This window comes from Paraperibacillus esterisolvens, assembly GCF_046237625.1.
Lineage (GTDB): Bacteria > Bacillota > Bacilli > Bacillales > DSM-1321 > Paraperibacillus > Paraperibacillus esterisolvens.
On the sequence record NZ_CP143545.1, the window covers coordinates 1,228,434 to 1,245,162 of the forward strand.

14 protein-coding genes and 1 riboswitch are annotated in these 16,729 nt (G+C 45.5%); of the genes, 11 read left to right on the forward strand and 3 right to left on the reverse strand.

Annotation, left to right across the window (positions count from 1 at the left end; genetic code table 11):
- Nucleotides 1-26: 26 nt before the first annotated feature.
- Genes V1501_RS06265 through V1501_RS06275 form a run of 3 tightly spaced genes read left to right on the forward strand, consistent with a single transcriptional unit; the run spans nt 27 to nt 2,792 of the window.
- Complete coding sequence (locus V1501_RS06265) at nt 27-1,640, forward strand: gamma-glutamyltransferase family protein (protein WP_409291969.1); 1,614 nt, start codon at nt 27-29, stop codon at nt 1,638-1,640.
- A gap of 34 nt (nt 1,641-1,674) precedes the next feature.
- Nucleotides 1,675-2,262 (forward strand): chromate transporter, encoded by a 588-nt coding sequence (locus V1501_RS06270; protein ID WP_409291970.1) that lies wholly within the window; start codon nt 1,675-1,677, stop codon nt 2,260-2,262.
- Nucleotides 2,262-2,792 carry a chromate transporter gene (locus V1501_RS06275; protein ID WP_409293270.1) on the forward strand — a complete coding sequence of 177 codons (531 nt, stop codon included), beginning with the start codon at nt 2,262-2,264 and terminating at the stop codon, nt 2,790-2,792. Before V1501_RS06270 ends, V1501_RS06275 begins: the two co-directional genes overlap by 1 nt.
- Nucleotides 2,793-3,160: 368 nt before the next feature.
- On the opposite strand, the gene V1501_RS06280 is transcribed toward V1501_RS06275, so the two are convergent.
- Entirely contained in the window at nt 3,161-4,378 is a 1,218-nt protein-coding gene (locus V1501_RS06280) for an MFS transporter (protein ID WP_409291971.1), read from the reverse strand.
- 185 nt (nt 4,379-4,563) lie between these two features.
- On the opposite strand from V1501_RS06280, the gene V1501_RS06285 reads away from it, so the two are divergent.
- From V1501_RS06285 to V1501_RS06315, 7 genes are all read left to right on the forward strand, one after another.
- Nucleotides 4,564-5,004, forward strand: coding sequence for a MarR family winged helix-turn-helix transcriptional regulator (locus V1501_RS06285; RefSeq protein WP_409291972.1), 441 nt, complete (start codon nt 4,564-4,566; stop codon nt 5,002-5,004).
- A 416-nt stretch (nt 5,005-5,420) separates the two neighbouring features.
- Entirely contained in the window at nt 5,421-6,302 is an 882-nt protein-coding gene (locus V1501_RS06290; RefSeq protein WP_409291973.1) for an SH3 domain-containing protein, read from the forward strand.
- A gap of 347 nt (nt 6,303-6,649) precedes the next feature.
- Nucleotides 6,650-8,344 (forward strand): M3 family oligoendopeptidase, encoded by a 1,695-nt coding sequence (locus V1501_RS06295; RefSeq protein ID WP_409291974.1) that lies wholly within the window; start codon nt 6,650-6,652, stop codon nt 8,342-8,344.
- A 116-nt stretch (nt 8,345-8,460) separates the two neighbouring features.
- A riboswitch (SAM riboswitch) is annotated at nt 8,461-8,566 on the forward strand.
- Nucleotides 8,567-8,673: 107 nt separating this feature from the next.
- Nucleotides 8,674-9,705, forward strand: coding sequence for a methionine ABC transporter ATP-binding protein (locus V1501_RS06300; RefSeq protein ID WP_409291975.1), 1,032 nt, complete (start codon nt 8,674-8,676; stop codon nt 9,703-9,705).
- Nucleotides 9,695-10,357, forward strand: a complete 663-nt coding sequence (locus V1501_RS06305; protein ID WP_409291976.1) for a methionine ABC transporter permease — start codon at nt 9,695-9,697, stop codon at nt 10,355-10,357. Before V1501_RS06300 ends, V1501_RS06305 begins: the two co-directional genes overlap by 11 nt.
- 4 nt (nt 10,358-10,361) lie before the next feature.
- Nucleotides 10,362-11,186 carry a MetQ/NlpA family ABC transporter substrate-binding protein gene (locus tag V1501_RS06310; protein ID WP_409291977.1) on the forward strand — a complete coding sequence of 275 codons (825 nt, stop codon included), beginning with the start codon at nt 10,362-10,364 and terminating at the stop codon, nt 11,184-11,186.
- Between the two features lie 18 nt (nt 11,187-11,204).
- Nucleotides 11,205-12,398 (forward strand): M20 family metallopeptidase, encoded by a 1,194-nt coding sequence (locus tag V1501_RS06315; protein ID WP_409291978.1) that lies wholly within the window; start codon nt 11,205-11,207, stop codon nt 12,396-12,398.
- Between the two features lie 364 nt (nt 12,399-12,762).
- On the opposite strand, the gene V1501_RS06320 is transcribed toward V1501_RS06315, so the two are convergent.
- Nucleotides 12,763-14,328, reverse strand: coding sequence for an ATP-binding protein (locus V1501_RS06320; protein ID WP_409291979.1), 1,566 nt, complete (start codon nt 14,326-14,328; stop codon nt 12,763-12,765).
- Between the two features lie 243 nt (nt 14,329-14,571).
- On the opposite strand from V1501_RS06320, the gene V1501_RS06325 reads away from it, so the two are divergent.
- Entirely contained in the window at nt 14,572-15,627 is a 1,056-nt protein-coding gene (locus V1501_RS06325; protein ID WP_409291980.1) for a hypothetical protein, read from the forward strand.
- Between the two features lie 16 nt (nt 15,628-15,643).
- On the opposite strand, the gene V1501_RS06330 is transcribed toward V1501_RS06325, so the two are convergent.
- Nucleotides 15,644-16,387, reverse strand: a complete 744-nt coding sequence (locus tag V1501_RS06330) for a hypothetical protein (protein ID WP_409291981.1) — start codon at nt 16,385-16,387, stop codon at nt 15,644-15,646.
- Nucleotides 16,388-16,729: the final 342 nt, after the last annotated feature.

Below are 16,729 nucleotides of genomic sequence, written 5' to 3' on the forward strand. Positions count from 1 at the left end.
TTGAATATGATAAAAAGGAGACCATTATGGCAGATTACGATTCTTTACACTATCCGTACACATCCCAGAGAATGGAAACCATAGGCCTGAAAGGGATGGTAGCGACAAGCCAGCCGCTGGCAGCCCAGGCCGGCCTGGATATATTAAAAAGGGGAGGTAATGCGATTGATGCGGCAATCGCTGCAGCAGCCTGCCTTACAGTTGTTGAGCCAACGTCAAACGGCATAGGAGGCGACGCCTTTGCCATCATCTGGACCAAGGGGGAATTGTACGGCCTTAATGCAAGCGGCCAATCACCCGCATCGATCAGTATTGATAAAGTGAAGGCAATGGGATATGAAAAGATGCCCAAATTCGGGCTTGTCCCTGTTACTGTTCCCGGTGCCCCGGGTGCATGGGCAGAGCTTTCCAGGCGGTTTGGGAAGCTTCCGCTGCCAGAGGTCCTGGAGCCTGCCATTGACTATGCGGAGAATGGGTACCCCGTCTCCCCTGTGCTGGCCAAATATTGGAGAAGGGCGGCCGCCGCTTTTAAACAGGCGCTGAAAGGCCGGGAATTTGAATCCTGGTTTGAAACCTTCCTGCCGGAAGGGAAAGCGCCGGCTCCCGGAGACATCTGGAAGTCGCCAGCCCACGCTGAAACTTTAAGGGAAATTGCTGAAACCCGAGCAGAATCCCTATATTCCGGAAAGCTTGCCGACCAGATTGATGCTTTTTCAAGAGAGCATGGCGGCTTTATCAGAAAAGAAGACCTGCAGGCATTCAAGCCCCAATGGGTTAATCCTGTCAGTGTCAATTACCGGGGATATGATGTTTGGGAAATCCCACCGAACGGGCAGGGGATGATTGCTTTAATGGCACTCAATATCCTGAAAAAATTTGATTTTGCTGAAAAGGAATGTGCCGATACGTATCATAAACAGATTGAAGCAATGAAGCTTGCTTTCAGTGATGGCAAGAAGTATATCACACAAGAGGACAGAATGACCGTCTCTGTCGAACAGCTGCTAAGCGGGGGCTATGCAGACGAAAGAAGCAGGCTGATCGGCAGCACAGCACTGGATCCGGTACCGGGAACACCGCCATCCGGAGGGACCGTTTACTTATCGTCCGCTGATTCAGAGGGGAATATGGTATCTTTCATTCAATCCAATTATATGGGATTCGGATCAGGGATTGTCATCCCCGGCACAGGACTTTCGCTGCAAAATCGGGGAGCCGACTTCTCCCTGGAGAAGGACCATGCAAACAGCCTCGAGCCTTCCAAGCAGACGTATCATACCATCATACCGGGATTTTTGACGAAGGGCGGCGAACCCATTGGCCCATTCGGGGTGATGGGCGGCTATATGCAGCCGCAGGGCCATGTTCAGGTTATCATGAATACGGTTGACTTTCACCTGAATCCACAGGCTGCCCTTGATGCACCCAGATGGCAGTGGCTGGAGGGGAGAACGGTACAAGTTGAAAGATCGGTTCCTCAGCATATCGTCGACTCGCTTATCCGGAAAGGCCATATTATAAAAACGGCGGCAGACTCAGGCAGCTTCGGCCGGGGCCAGATTATCTGGCGCAATCCGGAAACCGGCGTGCTCCATGGAGGGACCGAGCCAAGGACTGATGGGGCCGTTGCTGTCTGGTAAGCTTTATAAATGAACATCAAAGGATCTGATAATCATGAAACATATACAGATATTCATGGCTTTCTTCAGGGTGGGCATGCTGGGCTACGGCGGCGGCCCTTCCTCCATCCCGCTTGTCCATAAGGAAGTAGTAGAAAAATACAAGTGGCTGGATGATGAAGAGTTTGGCGATATCCTGGCACTTGCCAACACTCTTCCCGGCCCGATTGCAACCAAGATGGCCGGCTATATCGGCTACCGCAATGCAGGGATCCTTGGGCTGTTAAATGCCCTGGCTGCCTCTGTCATTCCGACCATCCTCCTGATGATTGTACTGCTCTCTTCGCTATCCGCCTATAAGGATAAGCCCTGGGTGCTCGGAATGACTAAGGCAGTTGTCCCGGTGGTGGGTGTCATGCTGGCAGTCCTGACCTGGCAGTTTTATAAGAACGGAGAAAAGGGGCTGGGCTGGAAGCTTAATCTAGTCCTGATTACCGCAAGCCTTATTGCCATGGAAGTACTGGGTCTCCATCCCGGCTTCCTGATAGCAGGACTGCTTGCCTGGGCGGTATTTTCTCCTGTAAAAAAGCAGAGGGCAGCAGCCGGTGAAGAGGATGCTGCGTCGGAAAGGAAAACGGTATGATGATACAGTGGAAGATTTTCCTTGCGTTCTTCATCCCGGGGATTCTTGGGTACGGCGGCGGGCCGTCTTCGATCCCGCTGATTGAAAATGAAGTGGTCGACAGATATAAGTGGCTCACTGTCAAAGAATTCAGTGAAGTTCTCGCATTCGGCAACTCTCTGCCGGGTCCGATCGCTACAAAGATGGCCGGTTATATAGGATATCAGAAGGGCGGAATATTGGGCGCCATTACCGGTGTTTTTTCCACTGTCGCGCCCTCTCTTATCCTGCTGATTGCCCTATTAAGCTTGTTATACAAATTCAAGGATTCCCCGCGCGTCAAAAAGATGACACTATTTGTCAGACCGGCGATTGCCATCATGCTTGCCATCATGGCCTTTCAATTTTTCAATGGCTCATATCTGGACATCGGCATTCTGCAGACGGTACTGCTAAGTGCAGCCAGTTTTATCCTAATGGAAAAGCTCAAGGTGCATCCCGCTTTTGTAATTATTGGGGCACTTGGGTATGGTGCAGTATTTCTCGCGTGAACGGATGCAGGGGGTATAAAAAAGTGGATGTCCCAGGAGTCTGGGGCATCCTCTATTTGTTATAACAACGTACAGGGTTGGCGCGGGCCGGATAAAAAGATCCAATAAAGTTTTTTACACATTTTCTGTATGTTTTGACCCAGTTTTTGCTCTATTTTGCTTGTGGAGCCTGTTTTTTCATCATAAGGACTCATTTATTCCTATACGGGAAGCTTTTAACACTATGTGAAACGCACTTTACTTGCGGAACTGACTCATTTACTTGCAGTTCTGTGGAACGGAACAGCCACAGCAAAGATGTACGCAGCAAAGCCCGGGAAAAATCCCGGGCTTTATTTTTGGAGCTGAAAAGACAGCTCCCTTTGTTTTTATTTATTCCAGCTTTCAAGCAGCCGGTCTGAAGGCAGCATCAGTGCCAGGATTCCGAAAAGCGGAAGCAGGCCGACCCACTCAATTGTAGGCAGCAAGCCGAAATGATCAGACAATGACCCAAGTGCCACTGAGCCGATGGCACCCATTCCGAAGGCAAGGCCGACTGTCAGGCCGGCCATCGTGCCTACTTTTCCAGGAACCAGTTCCTGTGCATACACGACCATCACACTGAAGCTTGCCATAAGAACAAAGCCGGTCAGCAATAACAGGATGATTGCAAGAGGAGCAGGCACATAAGGAATCAGGATGGTAAGGGGGCTGCTGCCGAGTATGGAAAAGAGAATAACATTTCTTTTTCCGAATCTGTCGGCAAGCGGCCCGCCGAAGAACGTGCCAAACGCCCCGGCCGCAAGGAACGCGAAAATATAAACCTGCGACTCTCGTATACTGAAAGAATACTTTTCAATTAAATAGAAAGCGTAGAAATTCGTCATTCCTGATATATACCAGGAACGTGCGAAAATAAGAAATAACAGGATGGAAAGCGAAATCCAGATTTTCCTTGTCAGCGGCCGGCCGCCGGCTCCGCCAGCCTTCAGTTTTTTCCGGTAGGCACCAAGCGCACTTGTATACCAGCCGGCAATATAAAAGAGGAGGAGCACAGCCGCAAGAGCTACAAGCGCAAACCACAGACCGCCGATCTGGCCGAGCGGAACGAGCACGAGTGCCGTGATCAGCGGCGCCAGGGCCTGTCCGGTATTGCCTCCCACCTGATAGATGGCCTGGGCAAGACCCCGTTTTGAACCAGCGGCCAGGAATGCGACCCTGGATCCTTCCGGATGAAAAACGGCAGAACCGATGCCGATCAATAGGACGGAAATGATGATCAAGGAGTAATCCCTGACAACAGCAAGCAGCACAATTCCAAGGAGTGTGCTGGTCAGCCCGGCGGGAAGGGCATAGGGCATGGGCTTTTTATCGGTATACCACCCCACTGCAGGCTGCAGGAGTGATGATGTGATATTCAGGGCAAACGCGATAATGCCCAGCTGTGTATAAGAAAGAGACATAGATTTTGCGAGAATGGGAAACATGGCGGGAACCACCGATTGAAGTGTATCATTCAATAGATGGCACAAGCCCAGGATTAACAGCACCTTGAAGGCGGGCTGCTGGGATGGAACGGTTCTTTTTGCTGCGGCAGCGAGGTTCATAATAGACTCCTAACTTTTTATTTACTTGATTAAGTATTTGGATAAATTATAAAACAAATCTACCGCAAGGTGAAAGCAGCAAGCTCACTATTTCAGCTGTTTGACAAAGGGAGCCAAATTTCTTATAATAAGTCTTGAATTCAAGATATCCAAATTTTAATCAATATGATAAGGCGGTGAAATGCATGAGCCAGGAAAGCATTCAGCAATCGCTTAAATTATTCATTGTGCTGTCAAGGGCCTATCGTGCCATAAATGATCATGTTAATAAACATATCGCTGCCCAGGGATTGAACCCGACGGAATTTGCCGTCCTCGAGCTTCTGTATCACAAGGGCGATCAGCCTCTCCAGCAAATAGGCGGAAAAATCCTGCTTGCAAGCGGAAGTATTACTTATGTGGTGGACAAGCTGGAACAAAAAGACTTTTTGGTCCGTGTGGCCTGTAAAAAAGACAGAAGGGTAACTTATGCCCAGATTACCGAGAAAGGCAAATCCTTTATCGAATCTGTCTTCCCCGAACACGAAGAAGGCATAGACGAACTTGTCAGCGTCCTCGATCCGTCAGAAAAACAGGCAGCCATCGATATCCTCAAGAAATTGGGCAAGCATGCCGCTTCCCGCTGATTGACTTAAAAGCCCTCCGGAGGGCTTTTTTTTGTTTTTGGAGTTGTGGACGAGTAAGTTTCCATACTAGAACATCGATTGAAATCAATCCTCCATCATTTACCATAATATATAGGATATAAAACAGTCCAAGGACTTGGTAAAATTAAGAAAAAGATACTCTTATTGGCTTTTACACTTTTTTGTGTTTCTAACTGGATGGAACAAGGAGGAAAAAAAGGAAGAGAAACGGGTATGAGATATGTCTATCCTTTCAAATCTAATGGAAAGGAACGTGGTTAAAAGACTCTGCCATATCTAAAATGATAAAACTATTAAAACAAAGATAGTTCTATTACTTTGAAAAATATCGGACTAGAAGAAAAAGAATATAATGATCAACCCATGAAACAACAAATAGTAGGAGGAATGCTTCAATGTCAAAAAAGATTCTAGCCATTTTAACAGCTATGGTCATTCTATTTTCAATGTTCGTATCGTTAAATCCAGTTTCAGCTGGAGGTGAGACAAAATATGTTACAGCCAGTGCTCTAAATGTTCGGAGTGGTCCCAGTACAGAACATAAAGTTATTGCAGTAATTAAAATGAACCAAGCAGTTGTTGTATCTGGAACAAGCGGGTATTGGAAGAAAATAACAGTTAGAGGTAAAACAGGTTGGGCTTCCGGCAAATATCTTGCTTCAACTGCTCCGAAATCAGCAGGTAATCTAGCAGATAGACTCAAGACAGTTGGTGCAAATAAACAACTGATTCTTGTTACAACAAATGGATATACAACTACAGCAGCGGGTATTAAGACATTTGAAAAAGACTCTAAGGGAAAATGGGTTCAGAAAATGTCAGTTCGAGGATATGTAGGCAAAAAGGGAATTGGTAAAGGAAAAGAAGGAGATGCTAAAACTCCAGCAGGTAAATATACAATTAGTACAACATTTGGACAAAAAGGTAATCCAGGAACAAAAATGCCTTTTAGAAAAATTACAAGTGATGACGTATGGGTAGATGATTCTAATTCTAAGCTTTATAACACTTGGCAATCTAGAAGGAAAACACAAGGCCAGTGGAAAAGTGCTGAAAATATGAACCATAGACTATATACTAATGGATTTGTAATTGATTATAATACTGCACGAGTACCAGGAGCAGGCAGTGCTATTTTCTTTCATGTTGGAAGCAGCTATACTCTTGGGTGTGTAGCAACAGCTGAGTCAAATGTAGTTTCTGTTATGAAATGGTTAGATCCCAGCAAGAAACCAGTTATTATTATGACAGCTGCACAAGACCTTAATAAATATTGATGATGAAAAGTCCTGCAGACAACAGTTCTGCGGGCTTTTTGCGTCTTGTTTCTGTAGGAGCAGCACAATTACATAAGAGTGCTGACTGAATTATAGGCGCCAGCGGGAGCACTTTTTAATAGTTTAATGGTATAGTTTTAAGGCGGGAACAGAATTTTCAAAAAAAGATCCTGAAGATGGAAATAGCCTGCTTTACACGGATTGCGGCGTGAGTTGTGCCATAGCACAGGACATTTTCCCGTCTATTCAGGGATGGCCGCCAATGAAAATACTTTTCTATAATTAAAAGGATTTTTAAATCTTTAAGCAGAATATTTTATTGATTAAATAGAAGGATGTGTGAATAGATGAAATTTGAACAATATGAATACAAGCGCCCGGATATGGAAGAGGTAAAGGCAAAACTCGGGGAGTATATCAGCGGGTTCAAGAAAGCAGCCTCTGCTGGGGAGCAGAATAAAATCATGCAGCAGATCAATGAAATCCGCGGCGATGTGGACACCATGGTGAATATCTGTTATATCCGCCACACCGTTGATACGGAGGACGAATTTTATAAGGCAGAACAGGATTATCTCGATGAAATGGCGCCGGAGCTTGAAGAATACATATCAGAATATTATAAGGCACTAACTTCCTCCCCTTTCCGAAGCGAGCTTGAATCGCAGTGGGGCAGGCAGCTTTTTGCTCTCGCCGAGTCTCAGCTTAAGACATTTTCACCTGAGATCATTCCCATGCTGCAGAAGGAGAATAAGCTGGCTACCGAATACAAGCAGCTAATGGCTTCGGCAAAGATCATGTTTGAAGGCGAAGAAAGGACATTGATCCAGCTCCAGCCTTTTGCAGAATCAGAGGACCGCGACATGAGAAGGAGGGCGAATGAGGCCCGGAATGGATTCATGGTCGAGCACGCCGAAAAACTCGATAAAATTTTTGATGAGCTCGTAAAGGTTCGGACGGAAACGGCTAAAAAACTGGGCTATGAAAACTTTGTGGAACTTGGCTATTACAGGATGAGCCGGACTGATTATAACGCAGAAATGGTCGCGAATTTCCGCTCTCAGGTGGCTGAGTTCATCGTCCCGCTTGCCACACAGCTGAAAAAGCGCCAGGCAGACCGTATCGGTGTCGACAGCCTGAAGTTTTATGATGAAAGCTTCAAGTTCAAGACCGGCAATGCGAATCCTAAAGGAAGTCCCGATTGGATCATTGAAAACGGCAGGAAGATGTATTCTGAACTTTCACCGGAAACAGATGAATTCTTCAATATGATGATCAATGATGGTCTGATGGACCTTGTGGCCAAAAAAGGGAAAGCCGGCGGCGGTTACTGCACATATATACATAATTATCGGGCGCCGTTCATCTTCTCAAATTTCACCGGCACCTCAGGGGATATTGATGTCCTCACACACGAAGCCGGGCATGCCTTCCAGGTATATATGAGCAGGGATTTCGAGGTTCCTGAATATACCTGGCCGACTTATGAAGCATGTGAGATTCATTCCATGAGCATGGAGTTTTTAACATGGCCCTGGATGGAGCATTTCTTCAAGGAAGACAGCGATAAATATAAATTTACACATTTGAGTGAGTCCCTGCTGTTCCTTCCTTACGGAGTTGCGGTAGATGAATTCCAGCATTTTGTCTATGAACATCCTGAAGCTTCCCCGGAAGAAAGAAAAGCCGCGTGGAGAAGGCTTGAAGAAAAGTATCTTCCTCACCGGGATTATGATGGAATGCAGTACCTTGAGGAAGGTGGTTTCTGGCAGCGTCAAGGTCATATTTACAGCACGCCATTTTATTATATCGACTATACTCTTGCCCAGATCTGTGCGTTTCAATTCTGGAAGCGTTCAAGGGAAAACGAACAGGAAGCATGGAAAGATTATCTCCATCTTTGCAGCCTTGGCGGAAGCCAGTCATTCCTTGGCCTCGTGAAGGAAGCCAATTTAAAATCCCCTTTTGAGGACGGGACCGTTGAATCGGTGACAGGGGTCATTTCAGAATGGCTTAATTCTGTTGATGATACACAGTTATAGGCTGATAAATTCCGGGCTTTAAAAATTCGTGTATGAAAACTGTTGACAGATCCAAATAGCGGAAGTAGAATTATACTCAATTCAAAAAAAACACTCAAAACTGAATATATAGATTTTTCTTATCCAGAGAGGTGGAGGGACTGGCCCTATGATACCTCGGCAGCGGATTCTTATGAATACTGTGCCAATTCCAGCAGGCTTTTTAGACCTGGGAGATAAGGAAGAGACTGAAGCTTGTATATTTATTATGCTGTGCTGACGCGCCTCTTTCTGACTCCAGAAAGAGGCTTTTTTGTTTTTAGAATACGAGTGGGCTAGGAGGAAACGTGTTGATTGTTTTAGAAAATATCCGGAAAACCTATGTTACTGGCAAAAATGAGGTAGAAGCCTTGAAGGGGATCTCACTGAAAATTGAAAAGGGAGAAATCTTTGGTGTGGTCGGATTCAGCGGGGCTGGTAAGAGTTCATTGATACGCTGTGTGAATTTGCTGGAAAAGCCGAGCTCAGGCATTGTCGAAATTGACGGGGTGGATATCCAGAAGCTTTCACCGAAGGAGCTAAGACAGGAAAGGAAAAAAATCGGAATGATCTTTCAGCAGTTTAACCTCCTTTCCTCAAGGACGGTTTTTGGTAATGTGGCTATGCCGCTGCTGCTAGATAAGCGGCCAAAGCGGGAAATTGAACAGAAGGTAAAGGAGCTTCTGGCCTTTGTAGGGCTTGAGGACAAAGCCCGGCATTATCCTGAGCAGCTCTCAGGCGGGCAGAAGCAAAGGGTCGGCATTGCACGGGCGCTGGCAACAGATCCATCCATCCTTTTGTGTGATGAAGCAACTTCCGCCCTTGATCCGGATACTACGGCTTCGGTCCTCGCTCTATTGAAAAGGATCCGGCAGGATTATGGAATTACCATTCTTATGATCACACATGAGATGAATGTGATCAGGGATATTTGTGACCGGGTGGCCGTGTTGGAGGATGGAAAAATCGTTGAACAGGATTCTATATTGAATCTGTTCTCCAACCCAAAGACAGATATTGCCCGTAATTTCGTCCGGACGGTGCTGAATGTGGAAATTCCGGAAAAAATAAAATCCCTTTTAGATAAAGACGGCAATACCCACCATGTATACAGAATTGTATTCAGGGGGAATTCAACCACCCAGCCGCTGCTGTCAAGGATAGCCAAGAAGTTCAATGTGGATGTTAATGTACTTCACGGAACGATCACGGAGCTGCAGGGGGTGCCCTTTGGCAATCTGATTGTGGATTTTGCTGGTGAACAGCCGGAGATTAACCGGGTTCTGCTGTATATTGAACAACAGCAGGTCTGGATAAAGGAGGTGCTTCCTCATGCCGTTTGATTGGCAGGCTTTTTGGCCGCAGCTGGCTGAGGCCTCAAAACAGACCGTCAGCATGGTATCTTTTTCATTATTATTCTCGGCACTTATAGGCATTCCGCTTGGGGTGATCCTGGTAGTAACAAGAACCGGGCACATCCTTGAGAATCGGGTGGTCTTCAACATACTGAATACCATCATCAATATACTGAGATCTGTTCCATTCATCATCCTGCTGGTTGCCATCATACCGTTCACAAGATTTATCGTGGGTACTTCCATCGGCACAGCTGCAGCAGTCGTACCGCTGATTGTATATGCTGCACCATACATCGGGAGGCTGATTGAAAATTCACTGCTTGAAGTGGATAAAGGAGTCATCGAAGCCGCCGAGGCGATGGGGGCATCTCCATGGCAGATCATCTGGCGCTTTCTGATTCCCGAGGCGCTGAGCTCTCTCGTCCTGGCACTGACCATAGCGACCATCGGCCTGATTGGTGCCTCAGCGATGGCAGGAGCAGTTGGAGGCGGCGGACTCGGTGACCTTGCCATCACTTACGGATATCAGCAGTTTAAGACAGAGATTATGCTGGTGACGGTTGCCCTGCTTATCATATTTGTCCAGGGTCTGCAGTCACTTGGGAATTTACTATCTAAAAAAATCAGAAGGAGATAACATTATGAAAAAAATACTATCTATCATTCTAGTCTTTGTACTGGCGGCCCTCGCCGGCTGCAGCTCATCAGGTTCAGGAAAAGAAACTAAAACAGTGAAGCTTGGCATCAGCGGCTCTGACACCAGGGTATGGGATTTCATCAGTAAAAAGGCAGAAAAAGAAGGCATCAAAATTGAAATTGTTAAATTTTCCGATTACGTACAGCCAAACATGGCCCTTGCTGAAGGAGAAATCGATGCAAACTCCTTCCAGACGGTAGCCTACTTTAATGAATTCAAAAAGGACCATAACCTCGATCTTTCAGCTGTAGGTACTACTGTACTAGCACCTATGGGGCTATTTTCCAAGAAAGTGAAAAGTCCCAATGAAATAGGCAAGGGGGATGAAATAGCCGTACCGAATGATGTGACAAATCTGGGGCGCGCCCTGCTGCTGCTTCAAAAGGCAGGACTTATCCAATTAAAAGAAGGCTTTGATGGCAAGGGTGGCCTTGAGAACATCACGGAAGATAATGGCATTAAAATCACACCTGTGACAGCAGCCCAGACCCCAAGGGCCCTTGATGATGTGGCTGCGTCCATCATTAATAATGGAATTGCGGTCGATGCGGGCTTAAATCCAAAAGAAGATCCGATTTTCAGGGAAGATAAAACGGCTGTCCCGTATGTCAATATTATCGCTGCCCAGTCAGACCGCAAAAATGATAAAACATTAAAGCGCCTTGTAGAAATTTACCAGAGCAAATCTGTCACAGATTTCATTAAAAAAACCTACAAAGGAGCAACCATTCCTACCAAGCTCCCTGTCAAAGAAATTGAAAACCTATAAGAATGGAGGAGAAGATGAATGTCTGTCATTACATCTGATATAAACAGAAAGCACATCTTAGAAGAAATAGATAAAAACAGGGAAACATATATAACAATCAGCCATGAAATCCACGCAAATCCTGAAATCGGGAACCAGGAATATTTTGCTTCGGGAAAACTTATTTCCCTGCTTGAACAGAACGGATTCAGCATTGAAAAAGATATCGCGGGTCATGAAACAGGTTTCATAGCTCGGAAGAAAAGTGAAAAGGAAGGGCCATCGGTGGCCTTCCTGGCTGAATATGACGCACTGCCCGGGCTGGGCCATGCCTGCGGGCATAATATCATTGGGACTGCCAGTACCGCAGCCGCCATCAGCCTTAGCAAGGTAATCGATCAGACGGGGGGAGAAGTGGTTGTATTCGGCACCCCTGCTGAAGAAGGGGGTCCGAACGGAAGTGCCAAAGCAAGTTTTGCCAAAGCAGGGCTCTTTTCCGGAGTCGATGCGGCGCTTATGATCCATCCAAGCGGCAAGACAGCACCAACAAGCCCCTCGCTTGCGGTCGATCCCCTGGATTTCCAATATTATGGGCGTCCAGCCCATGCTGCTGCTTCTCCAGAGAAGGGAATCAATGCACTCGATGGAGTCATTCTTCTGTTTAACGGAATTAATGCACTAAGACAGCAGCTGCCTGGGGATGTGCGCATCCACGGTATCATCACCCATGGCGGAGAAGCTCCCAATATTATACCGGGATTTGCCTCGGCACGTTTCTTTATCAGGGCCTCTACCAGGAAAAGATGTGAAGAAACGACGGAAAAAGTAAGGAAAATAGCAGAGGGTGCGGCCCTTGCCACAGGAGCGGAGCTAAAGGTTGTGCAGTATCAGAATGAAATCGATAACCTGATATTCAATAAACCCCTGAATGATGCCATCTCGGAAGAATTGGCTGCTCTTGGGGAAAACATCAGCGGCAGCAGGGAAGGAATCGGTTCAACAGATGCAGGGAATGTAAGCCATGTTATTCCCACTGTTCATGCCTATATTAAGATCGGGCCGGATGATTTGACTGCCCACACAGACCAGTTCCGTGAAGCTGCTGCTTCAGAACTTGGAGACAAATCGCTTATAACCGCGGCAAAGGCTTTGGCCCTGACCGGCTTCCGCCTGCTCACAGAAAAGGAACTTTTACAGAGCGTTAAGGAAGCTCAAGCTGAAGCTGATCAGTAAGTTTCGGAAAAAAGCTGCAGACAGACCCGGGGAATCGGTCTGCCTGCAGCTTTTTTTGGGGGTAAGGGCGGAGCTGCATGTATCATAAAGCTTTATGAAGCTGGAGGTGACCATTATTTATCATGCTGGCATTTCTGCCTGCGCCTTTTGTTCCTGCACCTGGCTGGATTCCTTTCAATGCATAGGCTGGGAGTAGAAAATTCATGGTTGTTTTCTGTGTAACAGGACATGCGGTAACTGCCGTCTTCCGGGGACCCCATTCCCCATTAACAGCTGTGCATCAGTACAGCATGATTTAGGGGATCTTTATTAGACGAGAATAAAATAATATCACCCTGGGTGCAGCTCCTTCGGAAGAATTATTTTAGTCCGATGGCATCGAAGCAGCAGGGAGGGTGATTGTTAGGCGTGTTCCTTCTTCAACTCTGCTGGTTATTTCCAGCTTACCTTTATGCTGCTCAATTATTCTTTCCGTAATCATTAAGCCAAGGCCTGTTCCTTCTTCCTTTGTGGTAAAGAAAGGCTTGCCTATCTTGGAAAGAATCTGTTCCGGAATGCCGTCTCCATCATCCTCGATTACTATATGAATGTGTTTATCTCTTCGGACGCTGAGTTTAATGGATCCTCCGCATGTAAGGGCTTCGAAGCCGTTTTTTAGAATGTTAATAAACACCTGTTTCATCTGGTTCCCTTCACAAAGGATAAAATGCTCCCCGTGTGGCAGATCCAGAATAATATTCACATTTTTGAAATGTGCTACCGGCTGATAAAGGAGAACAACCTCCTGAACCAGCTCGTATATATCATGGATTTTCATTTGAGCGGCATGCGGCTTGGAAAGCATGAGAAACTCACTGATGATGGAGTTCATCCTGTTTATTTCTTTTTGGATGATCGTATAGTAATGCTGTCGGGATGAATCTTCCTCTAAAAGCATTTGCACGAAGCCTCCGATCACCGTCAGGGGGTTGCGTATCTCATGAGCTACACCGGCGGCGATTTCGCCTGTGATTTTAAGTTTTTCAGAGTTTTTCATATAATCTTCTATCTGCTTTTTTTCTGTCAAATCCCTGATGATTGCAGATACAGCAATCAATTTATTGTGCTCCCCGTATATGGGAGAAAATGCAGCCTCCGCAATCACCCTTTGGCCGCTGAAGTTCCCTGCCGGCCTCAATTCCAGTTCATCCAGGGATTCGCCTGACTTAAGCCTTTTTATAAGCTCGGGAAACGAAAACGGCTCTTGATAATCGAACAAGTCAGTGAATCGATTTAAATGGAGTTCTTCAGCCGGTTTTGAGAACAAGTCCCTGAATGCTCTGTTTCCCTCTAGTATTCTACCATTCTTATCGAGTATGCAGATCGCATCCCTTGAATAGGTAAATAAAGATTCAAAATAAGATTTTGTTGAGCGGAGGTCATCTTTTGCCTGCCTTTCCCCTTCGATCGCTTTATTCCATAATTCAATGGTAAACCGCAGAAGTATGTACAAAAGGGCTGCAATAAAGACGCCGAAGAGTAAGAAATAAGGGAGATCCTCAAGCCCCCTTGAAGCAAAAACAGAGTCCCCCATGATCATGTATACAACTGCAATGAGAATCAGGGACACTGCGCCGCATACAAGCAGGAGGGGGACGCTTAGATAAAAGGCTGACACAATCAGCCCGGCATAAAGAAATATGTAATTAATAAAATGGGGAGACACCATATTCAAATAAAATGTGTAAGCAAATACTCCTGACAAAATAAAATACATTAATGCCAGTGAAGGAATCCGGCAGGCATATAAAAGGGTCAGTACCAGAGTTATGAGGATGCCTATTGGCGGCCAGACAATTTTATAATCATATTCGTTAAAAATATAAAATAAATAATCCAGGATATTGATAATCCATAAAAATTGAAGAATTGTTTTATTTCTTTTATGCATTAACGCACTTTTAACCATAAATCGCTGCCTTTCTCCATCGTTCTACAATTATCTACCTTCATTTTACAAAAATAGATGATTATTTACAATCCATAATCACCCAAGATTTTCAATATTTTACTTTTTTAATACTTTAATATTAATAACGCAGTTTCTTCTTATACTTTCAAGAAAAATAAAGGCTGCAGAGCTTGTCTAAAAACGGTTCCTTCTTCATATAGTTGACAAGAAGGGGTGATCGGTATGAAGGTCAGCTGGCCGGGAGCCATCCAGGTTGGAGCTGTCTATATTGGAACCATAGTAGGTGCCGGGTTTGCCACCGGCCGGGAGATTGTTGAATTCTTCACCCGCTATGGTTTTCTTGGTTTGCTCGGAATTGGAGCTGCCGGTTTTTTGTTTGTGGCCGGAGGGACAAAGCTCATGCTGCTTGCCCGCAGAACAGGGGCAAAATCGTATGAAGAATTTAATATTTATATTTTCGGGAGTAAAATTGGCAGTTTTTTAAACTTTCTCTTTTTTATTATGCTCCTGGGGGTAACATCGGTCATGTTTTCAGGGGCAGGTGCAGTGTTTCAGGAACAGCTTGGCATCCCTAAACCGATAGGGGTGATCCTTACAATGGGGCTCGCGTTGATCATTTTACTGCGCGGTCTAAAGGGGCTTTTCCTGGTCAACACGGTGATTGTTCCCATCATGATCATATTCAGTGTGTTGATGTGCATATATTCAGTGAAAGGGGGACGCGTAACAGAGTCCCTCTATCATATACCGGAAATAAAGAGTTATTGGGCGGCAGCAGCATCCCCATTTCTATACACGGCCTTCAACCTGGCCTTATCCCAGGCAGTGCTTGTACCGGTTGCCCATGAAATTAAAGAGGAAGGTACAATCAAAGCGGGAGCTGTTCTCGGTGGTCTCTTTTTAAGCCTGATATTATTGTCGAGCCATCTGTCATTAATCAGCCTTCCGGATATATCACAATATGAAATCCCCACAGCGGCAGTAATGAAACAATTTGCCATCCAATTTTATTGGATCTATGTATTGGTGGTTTATGGTGAAATCTTCACGAGCATCATAGGGAATATTTACGGCATTGAACGGCAGCTCCATAACTGGCTGAAGATTCCTTCCTTTACCATTTATATCTTATTATTCATCGCTGCCTATACGCTCAGCTTGATTAATTATGGAAGTCTCCTTTCATATCTGTATCCCTTGTTCGGGAAAATCAGCGCAGTGTTCCTCTTCCTTCTTTGGCTGAAAGGCAGAAAAGTCCATGAAAAAACGCCTGTATGACTCAGGCGTTTTTTCTTTATTTTGCAGTGCTTTTTGAAATGGTTTTTGCCATTTCGAGCATTGGAGAACGGTAATCCTGCCCTTTTTTAGTAAACATGGTGATCTTCACGGGTGTTTCTTTATCTTTTATCAATAATGCAGTGACCACTTCATCACCGCCTGCAGCCTCCATGGCAATGGTGTTTTGTCTGTCCAGGCCGGGAAGTGAAGGGGATGAAATGCTTTCTGATACACTCATCAGCTGTGCCTTAGCCATACCTTCCTGTTCCTCCCAGTTGGCATCAACAGGCAAGAGCTCGATTCTCATGGAAATGCTGTCATCCTTTTTGAGGAAAACGATATCCTTATTCGGCTCTTCTGCAGTTAATTGAAAGACCTGCAGAACATACATGGAATATTTTTGATTACTGCTGTTCTTTAAGAATCCTGTACTTTGGTTTACTTTTCCGTTAACAGTAAATTTCAGGCTCTGCTCCATTACCCTCATAGTATTCCCGGCGCTGCTGTCTTTTGAGGGCTGTTCAGGCTTTTGATTTGTTTCCGGTTCTTTCGCCTGCTGTTTTTGTTTTGTGTCTTCCTTGACTTCTTCTTTTTTCGCTTCTTCCTTCACTTCTGTTTCAGCCCCGGTGCCGTTTGAAGCGGCTTCTTCAGTCTTTTCTTCCTTCGGCTTCTCTTCTGTCCCGGATTGTGATGAAGTGCCGCATCCGGCTAAACCCAGACTCAGGACACCTGCTGCTATCATTTTTCCGTATTTTATCATGTTCATTTCCTCCCTGTTATCGCCTGGCTGTAACTAAAGCAAAATTCTGGTCTCTGCTATAGTAGACGTATTTCATCTTATAAAGTTACAAATTCGACATAGTTTATACGCCTGTCTTCCTTATTATAAAAAATATGTAAAAATTTGATATAGGCATTTAGACATAACCTGCTTCACAAGATTTTATAACATACGTGAGTTTTTTACCCCAGCCCAAGGTAAGAAACCAGACAAGACCGAACATAATATGGCGGTGGAGCTGAGCAAGGCGCAGGCAGGAATGTCAGGAGATAACTGATGTTCACACACTCTATCGCCTTAAGCCTGATGATACATGCAGCC

Bases quoted from the DNA above. Each gene is read 5' to 3' on its own strand.
- V1501_RS06265 (WP_409291969.1), top strand. From the start codon at position 27: ATGGCAGATTACGATTCTTTACACTATCCGTACACATCCCAGAGAATG.
- V1501_RS06270 (WP_409291970.1), top strand. From the start codon at position 1,675: ATGAAACATATACAGATATTCATGGCTTTCTTCAGGGTGGGCATGCTG.
- V1501_RS06275 (WP_409293270.1), top strand. From the start codon at position 2,262: ATGATACAGTGGAAGATTTTCCTTGCGTTCTTCATCCCGGGGATTCTT.
- V1501_RS06280 (WP_409291971.1), bottom strand. From the start codon at position 4,378: ATGAACCTCGCTGCCGCAGCAAAAAGAACCGTTCCATCCCAGCAGCCC.
- V1501_RS06285 (WP_409291972.1), top strand. From the start codon at position 4,564: ATGAGCCAGGAAAGCATTCAGCAATCGCTTAAATTATTCATTGTGCTG.
- V1501_RS06290 (WP_409291973.1), top strand. From the start codon at position 5,421: ATGTCAAAAAAGATTCTAGCCATTTTAACAGCTATGGTCATTCTATTT.
- V1501_RS06295 (WP_409291974.1), top strand. From the start codon at position 6,650: ATGAAATTTGAACAATATGAATACAAGCGCCCGGATATGGAAGAGGTA.
- V1501_RS06305 (WP_409291976.1), top strand. From the start codon at position 9,695: ATGCCGTTTGATTGGCAGGCTTTTTGGCCGCAGCTGGCTGAGGCCTCA.
- V1501_RS06310 (WP_409291977.1), top strand. From the start codon at position 10,362: ATGAAAAAAATACTATCTATCATTCTAGTCTTTGTACTGGCGGCCCTC.
- V1501_RS06315 (WP_409291978.1), top strand. From the start codon at position 11,205: ATGTCTGTCATTACATCTGATATAAACAGAAAGCACATCTTAGAAGAA.
- V1501_RS06320 (WP_409291979.1), bottom strand. From the start codon at position 14,328: ATGCATAAAAGAAATAAAACAATTCTTCAATTTTTATGGATTATCAAT.
- V1501_RS06325 (WP_409291980.1), top strand. From the start codon at position 14,572: ATGAAGGTCAGCTGGCCGGGAGCCATCCAGGTTGGAGCTGTCTATATT.
- V1501_RS06330 (WP_409291981.1), bottom strand. From the start codon at position 16,387: ATGATAAAATACGGAAAAATGATAGCAGCAGGTGTCCTGAGTCTGGGT.